This window comes from Edaphobacter aggregans DSM 19364 (assembly GCF_000745965.1).
Classification (GTDB): Bacteria; Acidobacteriota; Terriglobia; order Terriglobales; family Acidobacteriaceae; genus Edaphobacter; species Edaphobacter aggregans.
This window is the reverse complement of the sequence record NZ_JQKI01000012.1, coordinates 146,322-163,851: the sequence shown is the minus strand read 5'-3', so window position 1 is coordinate 163,851 and position 17,530 is coordinate 146,322. Positions and strand designations below refer to the sequence as shown.

15 protein-coding genes and 1 other RNA gene are annotated in these 17,530 nt (G+C 57.0%); 6 read left to right on the top strand and 10 right to left on the bottom strand.

Annotated features, from left to right (window positions below):
* Window positions 1-200: 200 nt before the first annotated feature.
* The 5 genes from mdlC (at window position 201) to Q363_RS05650 (ending at window position 7,379) form a co-directional block, all read left to right on the top strand.
* Window positions 201-1,877 (top strand): benzoylformate decarboxylase, encoded by a 1,677-nt coding sequence (mdlC, locus tag Q363_RS05670; RefSeq protein ID WP_084080043.1) that lies wholly within the window; start codon window positions 201-203, stop codon window positions 1,875-1,877.
* 25 nt (window positions 1,878-1,902) lie between these two features.
* On the top strand, window positions 1,903-3,546 hold the full coding sequence (locus Q363_RS05665) for a carbohydrate porin (RefSeq protein WP_035348531.1): 1,644 nt from the start codon (window positions 1,903-1,905) through the stop codon (window positions 3,544-3,546).
* A 134-nt stretch (window positions 3,547-3,680) separates the two neighbouring features.
* Window positions 3,681-4,943 (top strand): cupin domain-containing protein, encoded by a 1,263-nt coding sequence (locus Q363_RS05660; protein ID WP_035348530.1) that lies wholly within the window; start codon window positions 3,681-3,683, stop codon window positions 4,941-4,943.
* Between the two features lie 118 nt (window positions 4,944-5,061).
* Window positions 5,062-6,906: a phosphomethylpyrimidine synthase ThiC gene (thiC, locus tag Q363_RS05655; protein ID WP_035348529.1), complete on the top strand. Its 1,845-nt coding sequence runs from the start codon at window positions 5,062-5,064 to the stop codon at window positions 6,904-6,906.
* Entirely contained in the window at window positions 6,903-7,379 is a 477-nt protein-coding gene (locus tag Q363_RS05650; RefSeq protein WP_035348528.1) for an FAD-dependent oxidoreductase, read from the top strand. The genes thiC and Q363_RS05650 overlap by 4 nt, the downstream gene beginning before the upstream one ends.
* A gap of 19 nt (window positions 7,380-7,398) precedes the next feature.
* Here Q363_RS05650 and Q363_RS05645 read toward each other — a convergent pair whose 3' ends face one another.
* The 5 genes from Q363_RS05645 to Q363_RS05625 form a co-directional block, all read right to left on the bottom strand.
* Window positions 7,399-8,625 (bottom strand): tyrosine-type recombinase/integrase, encoded by a 1,227-nt coding sequence (locus Q363_RS05645; RefSeq protein WP_169746935.1) that lies wholly within the window; start codon window positions 8,623-8,625, stop codon window positions 7,399-7,401.
* A gap of 113 nt (window positions 8,626-8,738) precedes the next feature.
* Window positions 8,739-9,091: a transfer-messenger RNA gene (ssrA, locus tag Q363_RS37415) on the bottom strand.
* A gap of 132 nt (window positions 9,092-9,223) precedes the next feature.
* Window positions 9,224-9,643: an EamA family transporter gene (locus tag Q363_RS05635; RefSeq protein WP_035348523.1), complete on the bottom strand. Its 420-nt coding sequence runs from the start codon at window positions 9,641-9,643 to the stop codon at window positions 9,224-9,226.
* Window positions 9,644-9,715: 72 nt separating this feature from the next.
* Window positions 9,716-10,153, bottom strand: coding sequence for a CYCXC family (seleno)protein (locus Q363_RS05630; RefSeq protein WP_035348520.1), 438 nt, complete (start codon window positions 10,151-10,153; stop codon window positions 9,716-9,718).
* Between the two features lie 734 nt (window positions 10,154-10,887).
* The gene (locus Q363_RS05625) at window positions 10,888-11,169 is read right to left on the bottom strand and encodes a 4a-hydroxytetrahydrobiopterin dehydratase (RefSeq protein ID WP_035348518.1); all 282 of its coding nucleotides are present in this window, start codon (window positions 11,167-11,169) and stop codon (window positions 10,888-10,890) included.
* Between the two features lie 206 nt (window positions 11,170-11,375).
* Here Q363_RS05625 and Q363_RS05620 point away from each other — a divergent pair, with 206 nt between their 5' ends.
* Window positions 11,376-12,107 carry a M17 family peptidase N-terminal domain-containing protein gene (locus Q363_RS05620; RefSeq protein ID WP_035348516.1) on the top strand — a complete coding sequence of 244 codons (732 nt, stop codon included), beginning with the start codon at window positions 11,376-11,378 and terminating at the stop codon, window positions 12,105-12,107.
* Between the two features lie 40 nt (window positions 12,108-12,147).
* Here the strand turns inward: Q363_RS05620 and Q363_RS43750 are convergent, their stop codons facing one another.
* From Q363_RS43750 to Q363_RS35755, 5 genes are all read right to left on the bottom strand, one after another.
* Window positions 12,148-12,786 carry an HD-GYP domain-containing protein gene (locus Q363_RS43750; protein ID WP_245632055.1) on the bottom strand — a complete coding sequence of 213 codons (639 nt, stop codon included), beginning with the start codon at window positions 12,784-12,786 and terminating at the stop codon, window positions 12,148-12,150.
* Window positions 12,779-13,168 carry a response regulator gene (locus tag Q363_RS43745; RefSeq protein ID WP_245632054.1) on the bottom strand — a complete coding sequence of 130 codons (390 nt, stop codon included), beginning with the start codon at window positions 13,166-13,168 and terminating at the stop codon, window positions 12,779-12,781. Before Q363_RS43745 ends, Q363_RS43750 begins: the two co-directional genes overlap by 8 nt.
* 139 nt (window positions 13,169-13,307) lie before the next feature.
* A complete protein-coding gene (gene glmU, locus Q363_RS05610; protein WP_035348514.1) occupies window positions 13,308-14,726 on the bottom strand; it encodes a bifunctional UDP-N-acetylglucosamine diphosphorylase/glucosamine-1-phosphate N-acetyltransferase GlmU in 1,419 nt (472 codons plus the stop codon).
* A gap of 315 nt (window positions 14,727-15,041) precedes the next feature.
* Window positions 15,042-15,758 (bottom strand): cohesin domain-containing protein, encoded by a 717-nt coding sequence (locus tag Q363_RS05605; protein ID WP_035348513.1) that lies wholly within the window; start codon window positions 15,756-15,758, stop codon window positions 15,042-15,044.
* Between the two features lie 43 nt (window positions 15,759-15,801).
* The gene (locus Q363_RS35755; protein WP_051978413.1) at window positions 15,802-17,253 is read right to left on the bottom strand and encodes a dockerin type I domain-containing protein; all 1,452 of its coding nucleotides are present in this window, start codon (window positions 17,251-17,253) and stop codon (window positions 15,802-15,804) included.
* Window positions 17,254-17,530: the final 277 nt, after the last annotated feature.

Genomic DNA, 17,530 nt, shown 5'->3' with positions numbered 1-17,530 from the left:
AAGTTTAGTTGCTTTTTCTGCCCGCTGGATTTCTGGTTCTGCTTATTCGATACCGACGAGAACCGGAAGGCTCATAACCGGGGCTAACCGTTACTCACCTTCTCGAGAGTTCGGGAAATTGTCACTCTTGCTCAGGACTACAGAAGCACTTCGTGACGATCCACGCCGAAGAGCCGGACACCGCATAAGGAGATTTGGGAATGAGCAGAAATAGCCAAACCGAAGTTCTGGAGGTGCTCAAAGATGAGCGACGCGAAACTCAGACGACCGTCTGGGATGTTACGTACAACCTCTTACGGAAGCTTGGATTGACAACGATTTTCGGAAACCCGGGCTCGACAGAGCAGCCGTTTCTCAAGAATTTCCCGAAGGATTTCGAATATGTACTTGCTCTGCAGGAGGCGACCGCCGTGGCAATGGCAGACGGCTTTGCTCAAGCTACTGGAAAGCCAGCGCTCCTGAATTTGCATACGTCAGCGGGAACCGGGAACGGCATGGGCAACATCATGACGGCCTTCCAGAATAAAACGCCTCTCATCATCACCGCTGGCCAGCAGACACGTGAGATGATCCTCTGCGATCCATATCTTACCAACCGGGATGAGACGACCCTGCCGCGGCCCTGGGTTAAGTGGGCATATCAACCTGTGAGGGCACAAGACGTCCCCGGAGCAATCATGAGGGCCTATACGGTTGCTATGCAGCCTCCCGCAGGCCCGGTGTATGTGTCAATTCCGTTGGATGACTGGGATCAGCCGGCTCTGGGAGAGGCGGTCGTTCGAACTGCAAGCTCGCGGTACTCACCAGACCCTGAGCGGCTTGCTCAATTCGCCGAAAGGATTCGGAAGAGCAAGAACCCAGTGTTGCTTTATGGCCCTGAGATTGAGCGCTCAGGCGCTTGGGATGCCGGCATCAAGTTTGCGGAGCGCTTGAGAGCTCCGGTGTATATGTCGCCGCTATCTGATAAAGCGTCCTTCCCTCAAACTCACCCGCAGTTTCGAGGTATGGCCCCATTTGCGATTGGCCCACTGAGCAAAAAACTTCGTGGCCATGACCTAATCATCGTGGTTGGAGCCCAGGTCTTCCGGTATTACCCCTACATTGGAGGAGACTACCTTCCCGAAGATGCTGAACTCTTGCAGATCACCAATGACCCCTACGATGCGGCCGCCGCGATCGTCGGAGACAGCCTGTTGGCAGACGCAAAGCTGGCCCTGGAGGCATTGAATAATGCAATTCCGGAAGTGAAGTCGCGGCTCGTTCCTGCGGCACCACACATTGAACGAAAACTTCCAGCGTCACCGAATAGTCCTTTAAAGGCCCTTGAGGCATTCGCCGCATTGAGCGAGTTGCGGCCCGAGAATGCCATTCTGGTGAACGAAACAGCTTCTAATTTCGGAGATCTCGCCCAGTACTGGCCAATCACCGAGCCCGGTTCGTACTATACCTTCGCGAGTGGCGGACTTGGATGGGGAGAACCAGCAGCAGTTGGCGTTGCGCTTGCCCAGAAGAAGATGGGAACAGGGCGCCCGGTCGTCGCTGCCATCGGGGATGGAGCTCTGCAGTATTCAGTACAGAGCCTTTATACTGCCGCTCGGCAAAAACTCAAGCTTATCTACATTGTCCCGTGCAATGACGAGTACGCCATTCTCAAAGAGTTTGCAGTTCTCGAGAAAACTCCCAATGTGCCCGCGCTTGATCTGCCCGGACTCGATATCGTCGCAACGGCCAAGGCCTTTGGTTGTGTCGGAGTGGCCGCTAACACGATAGAGGAAATCAAGGCAGCTTTCAAAACAGCTCTCAGCGCTGACGGACCTACCGTGATCGCCATTCGTATTGCGCATCAGCTCCGGCCACTGGTAGCCGACGTGGACTAACTTCAACTCAATAAAGGAACAAACGATGTTCAAAAGGATGCTTAGAAACGGCGCCGGAAGGACTGTATTTTTCACACTCGTACTTCTGGCGCCGTGCGTCCAAAACACCGTGTTTGGCCAAGCCATCAACATGGACGGACAGTCAGGGGCAGATGTCGGCGCGCCAACGACGCCAGATGTGCATGCGGCTCAGAATGGAGTCGGCGGCGCAGCTTATGACAATGATCCGATCGAAGAAAAGACAACGTCTTCCCGCGCGAATGCAGCTGACTCTTGGGGCCCAGTTCCAACAAAAAAAGCTTCTGTTGCTAATTTGGCACCCTACCTCCTGCCATACTTCAACAACGGACCGGTGTTCGGGCTGCCGGGAACCGACTCGAGAGATTTCCGCTATCGCACTCAATTGAGTGGCGATTGGGGAGGGCTGCGAACAGATCTAGCTCGTCATGGATTTTTCTTTGATCTTTACTCAACGAGTGCATATCAAAACGTAACGTCAGGTGGGCTCAAAACCGGCAGCGCCTTCATACAAAACACCCAGCTTTCGATGAATGTCGATACCGGGCGCGCCGGGCTCTGGCCGGGCGGCGTGTTCCACATCACCTTGGAAGCCAGGAATGGAAGCTCTTCACCGCAAGATACTTTTACCGTGGGCTCCGCCGTGCCTCAGTACGCCGGGCTGGCCTTCCCGGGTCCCTTCTTCGTCCATGATGTCCTTCCCACGGAGTATTTCTTATTTCAGTCTTTGACGCCGAAACTCTCCGTCATCTTGGGAAAGGTCAACGTGCTCACCCACGCCGACCAAACCTTTTTCGGCAACAGTTACAAGTACGACTTCGCGAACCTGAACTTCAACAAGAATCCGATGGCCCTCAATTTTTACAACACCACATCGTTGGCAGGGATTGGGGTGTGGACACCGTCAAAATGGCTAACCACTGCTGCCGGCGTGTTCGATCCCAATAGCCAGGCAAATAATTTCGCCACGAACGCATTCAATCGGGTAAACATCTATGGCATCACAATCTTTTCATACAAGATCGGCAACTTGCCGGGCAAATCCTGGGGGCAGGCCAACTGGACGAACAAGCCGAAGATCGATTTGACGTCACCATTTGGACAATTGTCGCCGTCGGAAGTTCCGCAGGCTGTCGGAGTTCTGTTGGGAACTCCTTCAACTCAGGCTTTGCCCATCAACTATAAAAGCAAGAGTTGGGTTACGATCGGAAACTTTTCGCAATATCTCTTTGTCAAAGACCGCCCTGCGGCGATCGGTGAGAAGCTCGGAAGCGGCCAGTCGCTCAGAGGAATTGGTCTGTTCGGACGCATCGGATATGCCCCAGAGGACACCAACCCTATCACGCGTGATGCGAGCGTAGCGTTGTATGCCTATGGCCTCTCTGACCACCGGCCCAATGACAGTTTTGGATTGGGAATCTATCACAATGGAATCAGTCAGCCTTTGAAAAATGATTTCAAACAGCTCAACGGAGCCGCAGCCGCTGTCAAAAACGAGAATGGGCTCGAGGTCTCCTACGATTTCGCGATCACTCCGGCGATCAGGCTGATTCCAAGTTATCAGCACATTTGGAACCCTATGGCCGCTGGGGTTGCGAACAACGAACACCACGCGGACGTCTTTCTTCTTCGCTCGAGTTTCACCTGGTGAGGAGCGATCGCCATTTCCGCGAACCCGCCCGCTGGATAGCGCTGACAACGGCGACGAATTCTATTTCATCGTTCCGCAAGTTAGCACGGAACTTCCCTAAAGGAGAACCGCTCCCGTATGAAAGATTTACGAAGATGAACAATCACACGAAAGAAAGATCCATGATCGAGCATCCATCGCGGAGAAATTTCCTCGGGTTTAGTTCGGCGGCTCTGGCAACAGCGGCATTTGCTGGACTGACCGCGAATGCTCAAGAGAAGACGAGCACTCAAAAGGCCGAACACGACCATTCCTCGAGCGATCCGGGACAGGAGAACAAGCCTCTCCAGGCAGAAAACCCTAACTCCAATACTCCCCCGCCGACGGATCATGGCGAACTCGTACCGATTTGGTATTCCTTTAATCTTGTCAAGAAGCGCGTCGAAGAGGGTGGATGGACTCACGAGGTGACTCAAACAGTTCTTCCATCTTCTAAGGACATTGCCGGCGTCAACATGCGGCTCACTGCCGGCAGCTATCGCGAAATGCACTGGCACACTGCTGATGAATGGGCTTACGTACTCTATGGCAATGCCCGTGTTACTGTGATGAACCCCGATGGCACCATGTTTATTGGTGACGTGAGTGAAGGTGATCTTTGGATCTTCCCCGCCGCCTACCCTCATTCCATCCAAGGACTCGGACCCGACGGAACGGAGTTTCTTCTTGTCTTCAATCAGGGCAACTTCTCGGAAGATCGTACGATGCTTCTCTCTGAGTGGGTGGCACACACACCTCCAGAGGTATTGGCAAAGAATACAGGCCTGGATCAGAGTGTCTTCTCAAAAACACCCAAGGCGCCGCTCTATATTTTTCCTGGCAGTCTGCCCAAGTCTCTGGAGCAGGATAAGGCAGAGATTGGGGGAGAAAATGTTGCGTCCAAGTATCAATATACATTCCACCTAAAATCGATGGAGCCCACGAAGTCAGGCAAGGGAGGTGAAGTTCGTATCGTCGACTCCCGCAACTTCCCAACCTCGAAGCACATTGCCGCAGCCCTGGTAACTATTAGGCCCGGCGGTATGCGCGAACTTCATTGGCACCCAACCGCATCTGAGTGGCAGTTCTACATCGCTGGCAAGGGCCGCATGACGGTGTTCTCCCCTGTCGACAACGCCCGCACCATGGACTTCAACGCCAACGACGTGGGATATGTTCCGTCTAATGCCCCACATTACATGGAAAATACGGGTGACGCCGATCTAGTCCTACTGGAAACCATGCCGTCGGAGGAATTCACCGACGTGTCTCTGAATCAGTGGCTCAGGCGCGTCCCCAGCGAAATGCTTAAGGCCCACCTGAACATTGATAAGGAGATGGCCATGAAGATCCCGGCGGAGAAGCTGGTAGTCATCTAGCCCGCTGGGGGTAGCCAAGAATGAACACGGCGCGAACGTAATTCTTTTCTACGAGTTTTATACGGGGAGGGAGGATCGTTCGAATCGGAAGCGGTACCTACTGCACAGAGAGGATCAAATGCTGAAGCAATCACCAACGTTTTCTACAATTCGTACACCTTCCTCTTATCCGGCATCGCACAAGCGCTACCTAGAAGGCGATCGGGGGGATTTGCGTGTCCCTTACCGAGAAATCGCTTTATCAGCAACCCATCACGGAGATCGAACGGAAGAGAATCCTCCCCTGCCGGTTTATGACACTTCTGGTCCGTACACGGATGCCGACGTCCAGATAAATTTGTCTCATGGTTTACCTGATCTTCGCACCGATTGGATCACACAACGCAATGATACCGAGACTCTTTCGTGCCCTACGTCCCAGTATGCACGTCAGCGCGAACGAGATCTGCTGACCTACCACTCACGTTTTCCCTCTCCCCCTATCTCTCGACGCTCACGCAACGGACGAAACGTGAGCCAGATGCACTATGCCCGTAAGGGCATCGTCACGAAGGAGATGGAATTTATTGCGTTGCGGGAATCAATGCTGCTGGAGCGCCTGCTTGATGACCCTGCCTACTCCTTGCTGCTCCGGCAACACCGGGGACAATCTTTCAGCGCACTGCTTTCAGGACGAGTCACGCCGGAGTTTGTTCGGGCCGAAGTTGCTGCGGGGCGCGCGATTATTCCAGCGAATATAAACCACCCTGAAGTAGAGCCGATGATCATCGGACGCAACTTCAAAGTGAAGATCAACGGCAACATTGGCAACTCCGCAGTCACCTCTTCGCCGGCAGAAGAAGTGGACAAAATGATCTGGGCTACTTACTGGGGCGCGGATACAATTATGGATCTTTCTACCGGCAAGGATATTCACGAGCTTCGCGAATGGATTATTCGCAACTGTCCCGTGCCGGTGGGGACCGTGCCAATTTATCAGGCGCTTGAGAAAGTAGACGGGCGTGCCGAAGAACTCACCTGGGAATTGATGCGCGACACCCTCATTGAACAGGCCGAGCAGGGTGTGGACTATTTCACACTGCACGCTGGTGTTCGGCTGCCATGGATTCCGCTTACGGCGAAGCGCCTGACGGGAATCGTGTCGCGCGGCGGCTCCATCATGGCGAAGTGGTGCCTCGCACACCATCGGGAGAATTTTCTGTATACGAATTTCGATGAGATTTGCGAAATCATGAAGGCCTACGACGTGTCCTTCAGTCTGGGAGATGGGCTTCGTCCCGGCTCTATTTACGACGCCAACGACGAGGCACAGTTTGCAGAATTGAGAACGCTTGGTGAACTGACGCAGCAGGCGTGGAAACACGACATCCAAGTGATGATCGAAGGTCCAGGTCACGTACCTTTGCAGCTCATTCGCGAAAACATGGAAAAGGAACTGGAGCAATGTTTCGAAGCGCCCTTCTATACGTTGGGTCCGCTGGTGACTGACATTGCCCCCGGCTACGATCACATCACGAGCGCTATTGGTGCAGCAAACATCGGATGGGATGGGACTGCGATGCTTTGCTACGTCACTCCGGAGGAACACCTCGGTCTTCCAAATAGAGAGGATGTTCGTACAGGCATCATCAGCTACAAAGTTGCCGCGCATGCAGCGGACCTGGCCAAGGGATTGCCTGGAGCACAAATTAGGGATAATGCTCTCTCCAAGGCACGTTTCGAGTTTCGTTGGGAGGATCAGTTCAACCTGAGCCTTGATCCCGACCGTGCTCGTGAGTTTCACGATGAAACTTTGCCCCACGACGCCGCCAAAACAGCGCATTTCTGCTCAATGTGCGGACCGAAGTTCTGCTCGATGAAGATTACCGAGGAGATCCGCGCGAAATATCAAGGAGACGCAGAAGCCGGAATGGCGGAAAAGTCGCGGGAGTTTGTCGAACTCGGTGGCGAGGTCTACCGGTGAGTCGACCGGACGTCGTAATTGTGGGCGGTGGCCTGATTGGGCGCTGCTTGGCTTGGCGCGCGTCCCGCTCTGGTGCACGTGTTGTCCTCCACGACTTGGCCGACAGTCAAGGGATGAACTCAGCAGCGTGGGCGGCGGCGGGAATGATCGCTCCGGCGACAGAGGCCATCGACGCAGACGCACAAATCTCCTCAATGGGAATTAACAGTGTTAGATTGTGGCCGCGATGGTTAGCTGAGCTGCCTATACCCGTCTTCTATCGTGACACCGGCACTCTTCTTCTCTGGCATGCCGAGGACACAGGAGAAGCCGCACGTGCCCAGAGCATGGTCATTGTCCAAATCATCGATAATGGCACGGGACTCGAAGATACCGAAAAAATATTCGATGCCTTTGTGACAACCAAGGAAAAGACGCTCGCTTTGAATGTCGATCTTGTAAATCTTCCATGCCGTAGAAGATTTACAGGCTGAAGTTCATTCCGCGATGAGGCTAAAGTTGTGCAACTCCCGCCGATTTCCAAGCATTTCGGACGCTCTCTTGGAGTTGTAGTTGCCTTGCCTTCACAAACGGGGCATAGCTCTTCTCGGTGATCTTTACCGATGCGTGGCCCAGGAGCAGGGAAACCTGATCAATGGGAACTCCGGCAAGCAGGTTTTCCACGGCAAACGTGTCCCGAAACATATGCGGATGGCAGCGTTTAAGTGATCCATCCGGCTTTTGAATGGCAGCAATCTCGAAGAGTCGCCTGTACGCCCGTTGCCAGTTTGCAACGGCGCTCTTGGGATCGCCATTGCCACTCCAGAAGTAATACCTCGGATTGGGACGAGGTCCATCCGGCAGCCCTTTGAGCGCTGTCACTACGTTGGGAGGAAGCGGCACGTATACAGGCGTCCCCGTCTTCGCCTGATACAGGAACAGGCTGTCACCGTGTAGACGGCTTTTCTCCAAAGTGACTGCGTCACGTATGCGGAGCCCGCTCCATCGCATCAGCCAAGTCATGACACGGAGACGAAGGCGCAGATCTTCGAGAGGGATGAATCCGCCACGCGGGTCACCATACACATACGTGACATCGATGATCCTGGCGAATTCATCCTGCGGGAAGTAGTCCGTTGGAACCTGATTGACCTTGATCTTGCCGAGTTCGAGACATGGGTTCTGCACGATGTAGCCGCGACGAACACACGACCAAAAGAAGCCCACGACGCGATCCTGCTTCTTGGATTTTGCGAGCGCACCGTCTTCCCATGTCGAGCGGAAGTTCTTCATGGCATCCAGGTCAAGCTCGTCGAGGTAGGTGAAGCCCTCGCCTTGTGACCATGCAAGAAACTGCTTTCGGAAGATCGTGGTGAGCTTCGAGATGGTCGAGGCTTCGAGGTCGCGACTCTTTGCGTCTGCCAGGTATCTCTGGACAGCGAACTCGATCGTAACGCGGGGCTTCTGTGGAAGCGCGAGGGTAGATGCTGTGAGCGGCTGAGGCTCGACTGTTGGTGACTGCGGTGGGGCAGGAAGAACATCAAGTGAGGGCAGAGCTTCCGCTTCCAGTTCGCGCCGTAGTTCTTCGGCCTGCTCCCACGTACGAGTTTTCGCTGAGCGGCGTACGAAGCCGCCGTTTGGAAGAGTGCCCCAGATCCATTTCGGACAGCGACATCGCTTCCAGTTGCCGTCTCCCACACGTGGGCAATCGGACGAATGTCGAGTGTAAACAGACAGCATAAACACCTCCATTCGAGGCGATTTCTGGTGCGCTCGAATGACTCCATTGTACAAATGTTGTACAAAATCTAGGAGTCAGATGTTATGTTGTTCATTTTATTCGTGTTTAGTTATGGTGGAGGCGGCGGGAGTCGAACCCGCGTCCGAAAAAACCTTCAACAGAGAGCCTTCATGCTTTTTCCAGTTCGTTTTGTCTCATCGTCGGCGCTTAGAACGGACAAAGATGCGACGACGACCAGCCTGATCGATCTCGCCATCCCCGCGCAGGCGGAGCAGGTTTGGCCAGCCTACTGTGCGACGATCGGTACGGGCCCATAGGCGAAGCCCGAGCGATCGGCTACTTAGTTAATTAAGCAGCAAGCGCGAATTGAGGTTCGGCACTTATAGTTTTGTGAGCGATTACGGGTGTCCACACCCCGGCATGCCTCTCTGCCGCAAGCAATCCCGTCGAAGCCGTGACGCCCCCATCTGGAGCTGGCACCAACCTTGCATTGGGCCGTGCAAAGAACTGTATTCATTATACAGTCCGGCGATTCGATACAGTCCGGCGATTCGATACAGTCCGGCGATTCGATACAGTCCGGCGATTCCGCCTTCATCAGGCGAAGGCGATGATGACCGCACCGATCGCAATCAGCGACGCTCCGCCGATCTTCGTTGGCGTCAGGTTTTCGCCGAGGAATAGCCACGCGCCGAGAATGACGAAGACGACGCTCAGCTTGTCGACTGGAGCAACGCTCGAAGCCGGACCGAGTTGCAGCGCGCGAAAGTAGCACAGCCACGACAGACCGGTGCAGATGCCGGAGAGGACGAGGAACAGCCAACTGCGTCGGCCGATCTCAGCGAGGCCGTTATGCTTCTCAAGCCCAAGCGCGATTGCCCAGGTGAAGACAACGATCACAGTGGTGCGGATGGCGGTTGCGAGGTTCGAGTCGATGCCTGCGACGCCGACCTTGGCGAGCAGTGCGGTTGCTGCAGCGAAGACGGCGGAGAGCAGCGCCCAGAAGACCCAAGTCATACGTTGAGGATACGCTCTACAGAGACACGAGGTCGCGAGAGATAAGGCTGTGTGGTGGGCAGGGAACTGGCGTTACAGCGAGGCATTCTCGAGATCAACGTCCTGCCATTCGCCGCGCTCAATGCCGGCGCGAATCTGCGAGGGAGTCCGGCCTTTCTTCGTCTCCTGGTACGCGTAGACAGTCTCTTTCATGCAGGTGGAGCAGGCCGCTCCGTGCGTTCCTTCAAAGCAGCTGTGAAGGCTGTTGTGTCCAAGCGCGCGGTCGCAGTGGCAGTAACAGGGCTGCTGATGCAGGACCGCGGGAATCTTCGCAGCCATCTTGTACGCAGTTACCTGATAGGGATGCGAAAAATATAGGCCGGTGAGTTGGCTGCCGCTGAGGACCGGAGGAAGCGGTTTGGCGGGAGGCTTTGCGTTATAGGCCGGAATGTCGGCTGCGGGATTGCTCCACTGAGCCGATGCTGCGATGGTGATGAGTCCGAGCGCGAGGCATCCAAGGATTCGCTTCATTCTGTCATCCTAAATAAAGCGAGTGGGCCTTAGCCGCCGAGGGAGCTTTTTCTTTGTTCCTGAGCCACTTTTCAGCTCCTCTCCCCGGCAAAAAAAAGCGGCACGAAAAGGCAAAAAAAAGGCGGCACGAACGTTTCTTTGTCCGTGCCGGGAGGCCAGTGACGCAACTTGTGTCAGCTGAGGAGCTTCACTCTAAGCTGAAAACCTGCCGGGCGATGCTTCCGTTCTGCCCGTAAGAGAAATATACCACAAAATGGAAGAGTAATTTTCAAAAATACGTTCTGCCATAGAAAAAGAACTATCTGAATCCTGTTTCAGTTACATTTTCTCTCGCTGGCAAATCCAAGTAACCGAGTACCTATCAGTGATATACGGAGAAGAATCCAATTTAGTTCCATCTTTTGTTGAATCTGATATGGCGAATATGCAGATTTTGGAAGAAGGGTTCAGGCAGAAGACTACCCCTTCCCCCTTTGTCAAAATAACGTCATTAGAATCAAATACTTATCCGAAATTATGATCGCAAAATATTGAATCTGAAAGAGTTAACCCTCAGAATATTGATTCTGAAGGAGAAAGGGCTCCCGGCGCGATGGCCGGGAGCCCTTTCTCTATCATTATTTTTAAGGTATAGCAACCGGAGGGAAATTAATCGGCAACCGAAATCGCCAATGGTGACGCTGGTTTTCGCGATTTTGGGGCTTGACAACGAAATTTGCTGAGGTTTTCGAGGGTTAGTGAAGTTCCCGGCCGAGCCGGACAGCCATCTTGGAGTCCCGCAGGGTGATACCGCCGGAGTCGTGGGAGATAAGGCCCAGACGGACCTGGTTGTAGCGAATGTCGATATCCGGATGGTGTCCGGCGGCCTCGGCCAGTTCGGCGACTCGATTGACGAAGGCCATCGCCTGCACAAAGTCCTTGAAGGTCCAGTCACGGACGAGCTTTCCGGACTCGAGTTTCCACTCGGGGTTCTCGTTGAGAAGGGTATCGATGTCGGCTTGGCTAAGAACAGACATGGTGAGCCTCCGTAGCTGACATGCTAGAGCGGGGAGTGGGATTGCGCAAACGGGTGGCAAGGATACGCTTCAGGCGACTGCCTCGATTCTTCAAGGAACGAAATCGGAGGCGCCGGGCTACTTGTGAGATGCGGTGAAGGACTTTTAAGTCGAGCGAGCCGTTTCCAGTATCTTGGTCTGCAATGGTTCCACCTTGAGGTAGCGGCGTGGCTCTGACGTGGCGCGACTCTGGAAGACTCATCGTTGAGGTGAGAAGGCTTGTTGTCAGCGCTCTTCTGTGCTGCAGCGTTGCAACGCACAGGACGAGCGCGCAGACGAGTGCCGCGAGTCTGCCGGTGGCGGGGCAGGTGCGTACTGTGCAGAGTGCGACCTTTCCTGTGGATGTGCTGGTGCAGGGACCGGCGGAGACGATGACGGAGCTTCAGGTCATCTGCCTGTTCCGTTCCGAGCCTTCCGATCCACTGCATGGTTCGCTGGTTGAGATGAATGAGAGGCTGCAGGGTCTGCTGGATGCGGTGCGTAAGCCGTCGTTGTTCAGCGGCGAGGCAGGGGAGACGCTGCTGGTGATTCCCAGGGCGGGGACGATTCCAGCTCAGCGGCTGCTGATCGTGGGCTTGGGAGATCCGCGAACGTTTACGCCCGCACGGATGAACCTGGTGGGGGCAATCGTATTTGAGGAGGCGCACCGTATGGTGATTCATCACCCGTTCTTCGCTCCGATGGTGCTCGATGGCGGCGTGAGCGAATTCAGCACGGGGGAGATCGCGTCAGAGTTTATGAGTGGATTCCTTCGTGCGCGTCGAACGCAGGCTCTGCTGGCGGATCGATACGATGCGCTGCGAACCAGGGTGGAGAAGCTGACGTTTCTGGCAGATGCGGCGCATGCTGCCGATACGCAGGAGGGACTGGCAAAGGCGCTGGCGGCGGAGGCGAAGTGACGCGGGAACGCTGCACGCGAACGGAGCGAAGTTGCAAAGGTCAGAGCGTTGCGAAGGCAGGGGCGGCGTCGAAGTCGGGTTGCTCGATGCGGGTGCGGACCTGAATCCAGTGCTCGTCTGGGATATTGAGGAAGGCATCGACGATAGCTGGGTCGAACTGGGTCCCGGAGCAGCGCAGAATCTCATTGCGCGCCTTGGCGAAGCTGGTGCCCTTGCGGTAGGGGCGGTCGGAGGTCATGGCGTCGAGGGTGTCGGCGATGGCAAAGATGCGCGCGCCGAGCGGGATGTCGTTGCCCTTAAGGCCGCGCGGATAGCCGGTTCCGTCGAACCGTTCCTGGTGCGAGTAGACGATCTCGGCGGCGTCGCGGAGGAAGGGAATCTTGCGGACCATCTCGTAGCCGCGCTGGCAGTGCTCGCGCATGATGGCCATCTCGGCTGAATCAAGGCGTCCGGGCTTGAGCAGGATGGCGTTGGGGGTTGCGATCTTGCCGATGTCGTGGAGGAAGGCTCCGCGCGCGATGATACGCAGCTCGTCTGATGCGACGCCGAGCTCGCGTGCGAGCTCGATGGTGTAGGCGGTGACACGGCGCGAGTGGCCTTCGGTCTCCTGGTCGCGCAGGTCGAGAGCGTCGCCCATGGCCTCGATGGTGATGTCGTAGCTGCGCTCGAGGTTATGCATGGTGTCGCGAAGGCGGCTGGTGCGCGCGGAGATGATCTCTTCGAGATGCTGGCGGTAGGCGTTGTTTTTGGCGCATGTGGCGTGAGTGCTCGACGGCGCGGGAGACGACGCTCTCGAGCTGCAGGCGCTCGAAGGGCTTCAGCAGATAGTCGAAGGCTCCGCGGCGGAAGGCGCTGGTGGCGACGTGGATGTCGTGTACGGCGGTGAACATGATGACCGGGAGCCCGGGGTGGTCGGCTGAGATGCGATCGAGCAGAGCGAGGCCGTTGGTGCCGGGCATCATGATGTCGGAGAGGACGAGAGAGTAGCCGGGGTCCTGCGCGAGCCGCTCGATCGCCTCGTCGGCGCCGGGCGGTGATGGCGGTGATGGCGGTGTGCTCAAGCAGAGCGGCTACGATACCGCGGACCGGCGCTTCATCGTCGACGACAAGGATTCTTTCCTGCTGCATTGGCCCCGAGACTCCCCAGCGCGATTCGCGCTTGTCTTCTCAAGGCTCTATCGGCAGGGGAAGGCGGCGGCTTTACTGCCTGGCTTTGCGGCTCTCGTTCTTCGCGGTGACCCAGCCGGGCTTGGTGACCTGACGTGCGCGGCCGAGGGCGAGGGCTCCGGAGGGTACGTCGTCGGTGATGGAGCTTCCGGCGGCGATGTACGAGTTCGACTCGATAGTGATGGGGGCGACGAGCGTGGAGTCGGAGCCGACGAAGACGTTGTCGCCGATGGTGGTCTGGTGCTTCAGCACACCGTCGTAGTTGCAGGTGATGGTTCCGGCGCCGATGTTGGTCTTCTCGCCGACGATGGTGTCGCCGAGGTAGGTGAGGTGGTTGGCCTTCGAGCCTTTGCCGATGGTGACCTTTTTGGTCTCGACGAAGTTGCCGATGTGTGCGTTCTCGCCGATGCGGCTCTCTGGGCGGAGGCGGGCGTAGGGGCCGAGGATGGCTCCGTCGGCGATCTCGGAGCGGTCGAAGTTGCAGGCGTTGAGCACGGTGACGTTGTCGCCGATCCTGGTGTCCTGGATGACGGTGAAGGAGCGGATGCGGCAGTCGGAGCCGATCCTGGTGGAGCCGAGGAGCTGGACGAAGGGCTCGATGACGGTGTCGGGGCCGACCTCGACCTCGGCGTCGATGACCTGGGTGTCGGGGCGGAAGATGGTGACGCCTGCGGCCATGAGGCGGCGCGCGGTGGCGAGGCGCATGGCGGCGTCGAGGTGCATCATCTCGGCGATGGTGTTGGCTCCGAGGACCTCGTCGATGCTCTCGGCCTGGACGGCGACGACTCGCTGCTGGTCGGCGACGAGCATTGCGGCGACGTCGGTGAGATAGAACTCGCCGTGCGCGTTGTTGGTGTCGAGGAGGTCGAGTTTTTCGAAGAGGGCGGAGGTGCGGAAGCAGTAGATCCCGGAGTTGATCTCGGGGGTCGAGTGTTGGTCGGGGGTGAGCGATTTTTGTTCGACGATGGCGGTGACTTCCGGCTGGCCGGGGGTGCGGCGGAGGACGCGGCCGTATCCAGTGGGGTTCGGGGGGACGGCGGTGAGGATGGTCATCGCGGCCTGCTCGTGGAGGTGGGTCTCGCAGATGGAGGCGATGGTCTCGGGGCGGATGAGCGGGACGTCGCCGGAGAGGACGAGCAGGTTTTCGGGGATCGGCGCACCGGAGAGGGCGAAGAAGGCCTTGAGCATCTGGAGGGCGTGGCCGGTTCCTCGCTGCTCGGGCTGGAGGACGAACTGGACTCCGGTGGACTCGACGGCGGCGCGGACGCGGTCGGCCTCGTGGCCGATGATGCAGTAGATTCTGTCGGCCGGGACGACCTTTTGGGCGGCGTCGATGACGTGGAGGAGGAGGGCGCGGCCTCCGATCTCGTGGAGGACTTTGGGGCGCTTGCTCTTGAGGCGGGTGCCCTGACCGGCGGCCATGATGGTGATGGCGAAGCTTTGTGTATCCATGCTTCGGCTATCTTCTCATGGGTTGTCCCCCTCCCGTACTTAAGTGTGCAAAGTCTTCGAAACAGATAGTTTAGCGGGGTACTTCGGTCTTGTAGCGGCTTAAATGCAGAAGCCCGGCTGTGGCCGGGCTTCGTTCCCTCTTTCCTAATTTAAGGATAGCAGTGGGTGTCAAGGGTTTGGTTGTGGATATCGCGTATGGAGCACGACAGTTGCGGCGAATCGAGAGTGTCTGGATTTTTGCTTCCGCAAAAATTGCCCACCTTAGCCGCGATGAAGCCGCGGCGAAGATGGGGCACCCGGTGCACCCGGTGGGCGTTAGTGTTGCGCTGAGAGCCGGCGCGAACCTAACAGCGTGACCAAGGTCATGGAACCTCCGATCAACAGGAGCTGTAAGGACGGAGGTTCCGGCACCGGGGCGACGGTGACGTTGGTGGAGAGGGATTGGTTGGTGGGAAAGGTCTGCTGGCCGGGAGACGTCGTGACGGAGTCGTCGATGACGATGGGGTTGAAGTTGGAGTCGTAGAACTGGAGGTCGCTGTTGGCGAGGATGGCGATGCTCGTGGTTCCGGCCTGGAGTGCCTGGAAGGTGATGTTGACGAGATAGCCGCTGCCGGTGACGCCGGAGAGTCCGACGTCGCCGATGGACGAGATGGTTCCCGCGGTGTTATCGATGGTGCCGGATTCAAAGAAGGTGGGGTTGGTTCCGCCGTTGGGAAGGAAGGGGCCTTCGGTGACGGAGACGGCATTCAGGATGCCTGCCCCCGGAGCGCAGCTGCTGGAGTTTCCTCCTGCGACCAGGCAGTTGAAGGCGAGGTCGAATTGGAACGCGGACAGATCGGTCACGTTGGAGGTGATGGTTTGACCGTTGTGAATGACGGTGGGGCCGGTGACGTAGATGCCGACGGTGAACTGCTGGCCCGCGGTGACGGCGCTGGAGTAGGGGACGACGGAGAGCACGGCATCGGCGCGAGCGGCGGTATGGGCCAACAAGGCGAAGGTCGTCGTAAGCAGGAAGAGTCTTCCGAGTTTCATTTGTTCTCCTCTGGGATAGTGAGCTTTTGAACGTGTCCGTTGATTACTGGCAGGTGGTGCCAGCGGGCAGGTGCTGAACGGCAAATTGGAGGTCGAGGACATTGACGAAACCGTCGCCGTTGAAGTCGGCGGCTGGGCTGTATCCGGTCTGTCCCACCTTTCTACCGAACGAGGCCCGGACCGAGGTTACGTCGGAGCAATCGACGGTTCCGTCATGATTGACATCGCCGGGAGCACCCGAGACCACGAGGGGAAGGGAAGCGACGTGGGAGCGGAAACCATCGGCGCTGAGGCCGTTGACGACCAGCGTGTAACTACCGGGCGGCGTGGATGACGATGTCGTGATGGTGAGGGTGGACGAGCCGGATCCGCCCGCGACGACGGGAGAGCTGAACTGTGCGGTTGCCGCTGCGGGAAGTCCGGTGAGGTTGGTGGCAGCGGGCACTGCAGTTGAGCCAGGAACGACGTTCGAGCCCGTAAGGCTGAGGCTGACGTTCTGGGTAAAGCTGTTGAGCGGCGCGAGGTTCAGGTTGTACGACGTAGTGCCGCCGGGAGCGATTGTCGCGGTGGCGGTGTCGGAGGTAAGGGAGAAGTCCGGCAGCGTGGAGTCACTGGGACAGTCATCGTTCCCCTTGGCGATACAGATGTTGTTGAAGCGCACCTGTTCGTCACGAAGCTGTTGCGCATTGGCGAGGCTGCGATAGACACCCCACTTTGGCCGGATGGTTGTGGTGCCGACGCGCCACATGTCGATGTTGTTGCTGGAGTAGGAGAAGATAGTGGCGTTGTCGCTGAGGCGGTTGATGACGATGGAGTAGCGTCCGGGATTGGTGGCTCCCTCTTCCAGCGTGTGGTTGTAGGTGATCTTCTCGTATGCCTCGACCCACTCGCCGATGAAGGGCGCGAGCGGCGCCTGGGTGAGCGTGATGGTCTGGGCTGGCGGATTTGCGATGGTGGATGTGATCAGCAGCAGCTGAATGGTGTTCGGGTTGCCGAAGCGCGGAGTGAGTGTGATGAGCGGAGATCCGTCGTCGCCGTCGAAGGCTTTGATCTGATGGATGTGAGTGAAGCTGTTTGATGGTTGAAAGCCGGTGGGGAGTTGAAATCTCCAGCGGTGGGTCACGGTTTCGCCGAGATGGCCGACGATGTAGTCCTGATAGGGCGTTGGGTTGCCGTGGCCTTCGGTCTTGATCTCGAGCCGCTGACGGTCGGTGGCAGAGCAGCGATCGTTGTCGGGGACGACGTGCGAGTTGAAGACGAAGACGTAGCTTCCAAGAGTGGCGTCGGGAACCTGAGTGAGGTGAGGGCCGAAGCTGAGGTGGCTGCAATCGGGTGTCTCCGGCGCGGCCTGGAGGACGGTGCCGGCGAAGGTCTCCGGCTGAATGACTCCGTCAGCCCTGAGGTGTGCGGGGGTTTGTGTTTGTGCGGTGAGTAGTGCCGCAGTGGATAGGCTCGCAAGAAAAAAGCACAGCTTCTTTGTGTCGATTCCGCGCATGTAACGCTCTCCTTATTTCAGGAACCGCTGTTATCGCGCATGCCAGATTGTCTGTTTTTGCGCGGAGCCCAATCTAGCGAAGCGAAAAGATTGTTTTCAAGAAAGAAACCAGTAGCGTTTTGCTAGATAAAACTTTGGTTTGTAAGTGATTGATATGTAAGGAGGGTTGCGCGGGAATTTTCACACTCTTTGAGAGGCAAGAGCAGGTTTGTCCCCAGAGGGATTTCGCTGCGCTGGTACTTTTGGGGGATCGGTGTGGGACGGGAGTACTGGGTAG

Excerpts from the sequence above, each read along its gene's own strand:
- mdlC (WP_084080043.1), top strand. The coding sequence starts at position 201 with ATGAGCAGAAATAGCCAAACCGAAGTTCTGGAGGTGCTCAAAGATGAG.
- Q363_RS05665 (WP_035348531.1), top strand. The coding sequence starts at position 1,903 with ATGTTCAAAAGGATGCTTAGAAACGGCGCCGGAAGGACTGTATTTTTC.
- Q363_RS05660 (WP_035348530.1), top strand. The coding sequence starts at position 3,681 with ATGAACAATCACACGAAAGAAAGATCCATGATCGAGCATCCATCGCGG.
- thiC (WP_035348529.1), top strand. The coding sequence starts at position 5,062 with ATGCTGAAGCAATCACCAACGTTTTCTACAATTCGTACACCTTCCTCT.
- Q363_RS05645 (WP_169746935.1), bottom strand. The coding sequence starts at position 8,625 with ATGCTGTCTGTTTACACTCGACATTCGTCCGATTGCCCACGTGTGGGA.
- Q363_RS05635 (WP_035348523.1), bottom strand. The coding sequence starts at position 9,643 with ATGACTTGGGTCTTCTGGGCGCTGCTCTCCGCCGTCTTCGCTGCAGCA.
- Q363_RS05630 (WP_035348520.1), bottom strand. The coding sequence starts at position 10,153 with ATGAAGCGAATCCTTGGATGCCTCGCGCTCGGACTCATCACCATCGCA.
- Q363_RS05625 (WP_035348518.1), bottom strand. The coding sequence starts at position 11,169 with ATGTCTGTTCTTAGCCAAGCCGACATCGATACCCTTCTCAACGAGAAC.
- Q363_RS43750 (WP_245632055.1), bottom strand. The coding sequence starts at position 12,786 with ATGCATAACCTCGAGCGCAGCTACGACATCACCATCGAGGCCATGGGC.
- glmU (WP_035348514.1), bottom strand. The coding sequence starts at position 14,726 with ATGGATACACAAAGCTTCGCCATCACCATCATGGCCGCCGGTCAGGGC.
- Q363_RS05605 (WP_035348513.1), bottom strand. The coding sequence starts at position 15,758 with ATGAAACTCGGAAGACTCTTCCTGCTTACGACGACCTTCGCCTTGTTG.
- Q363_RS35755 (WP_051978413.1), bottom strand. The coding sequence starts at position 17,253 with ATGCGCGGAATCGACACAAAGAAGCTGTGCTTTTTTCTTGCGAGCCTA.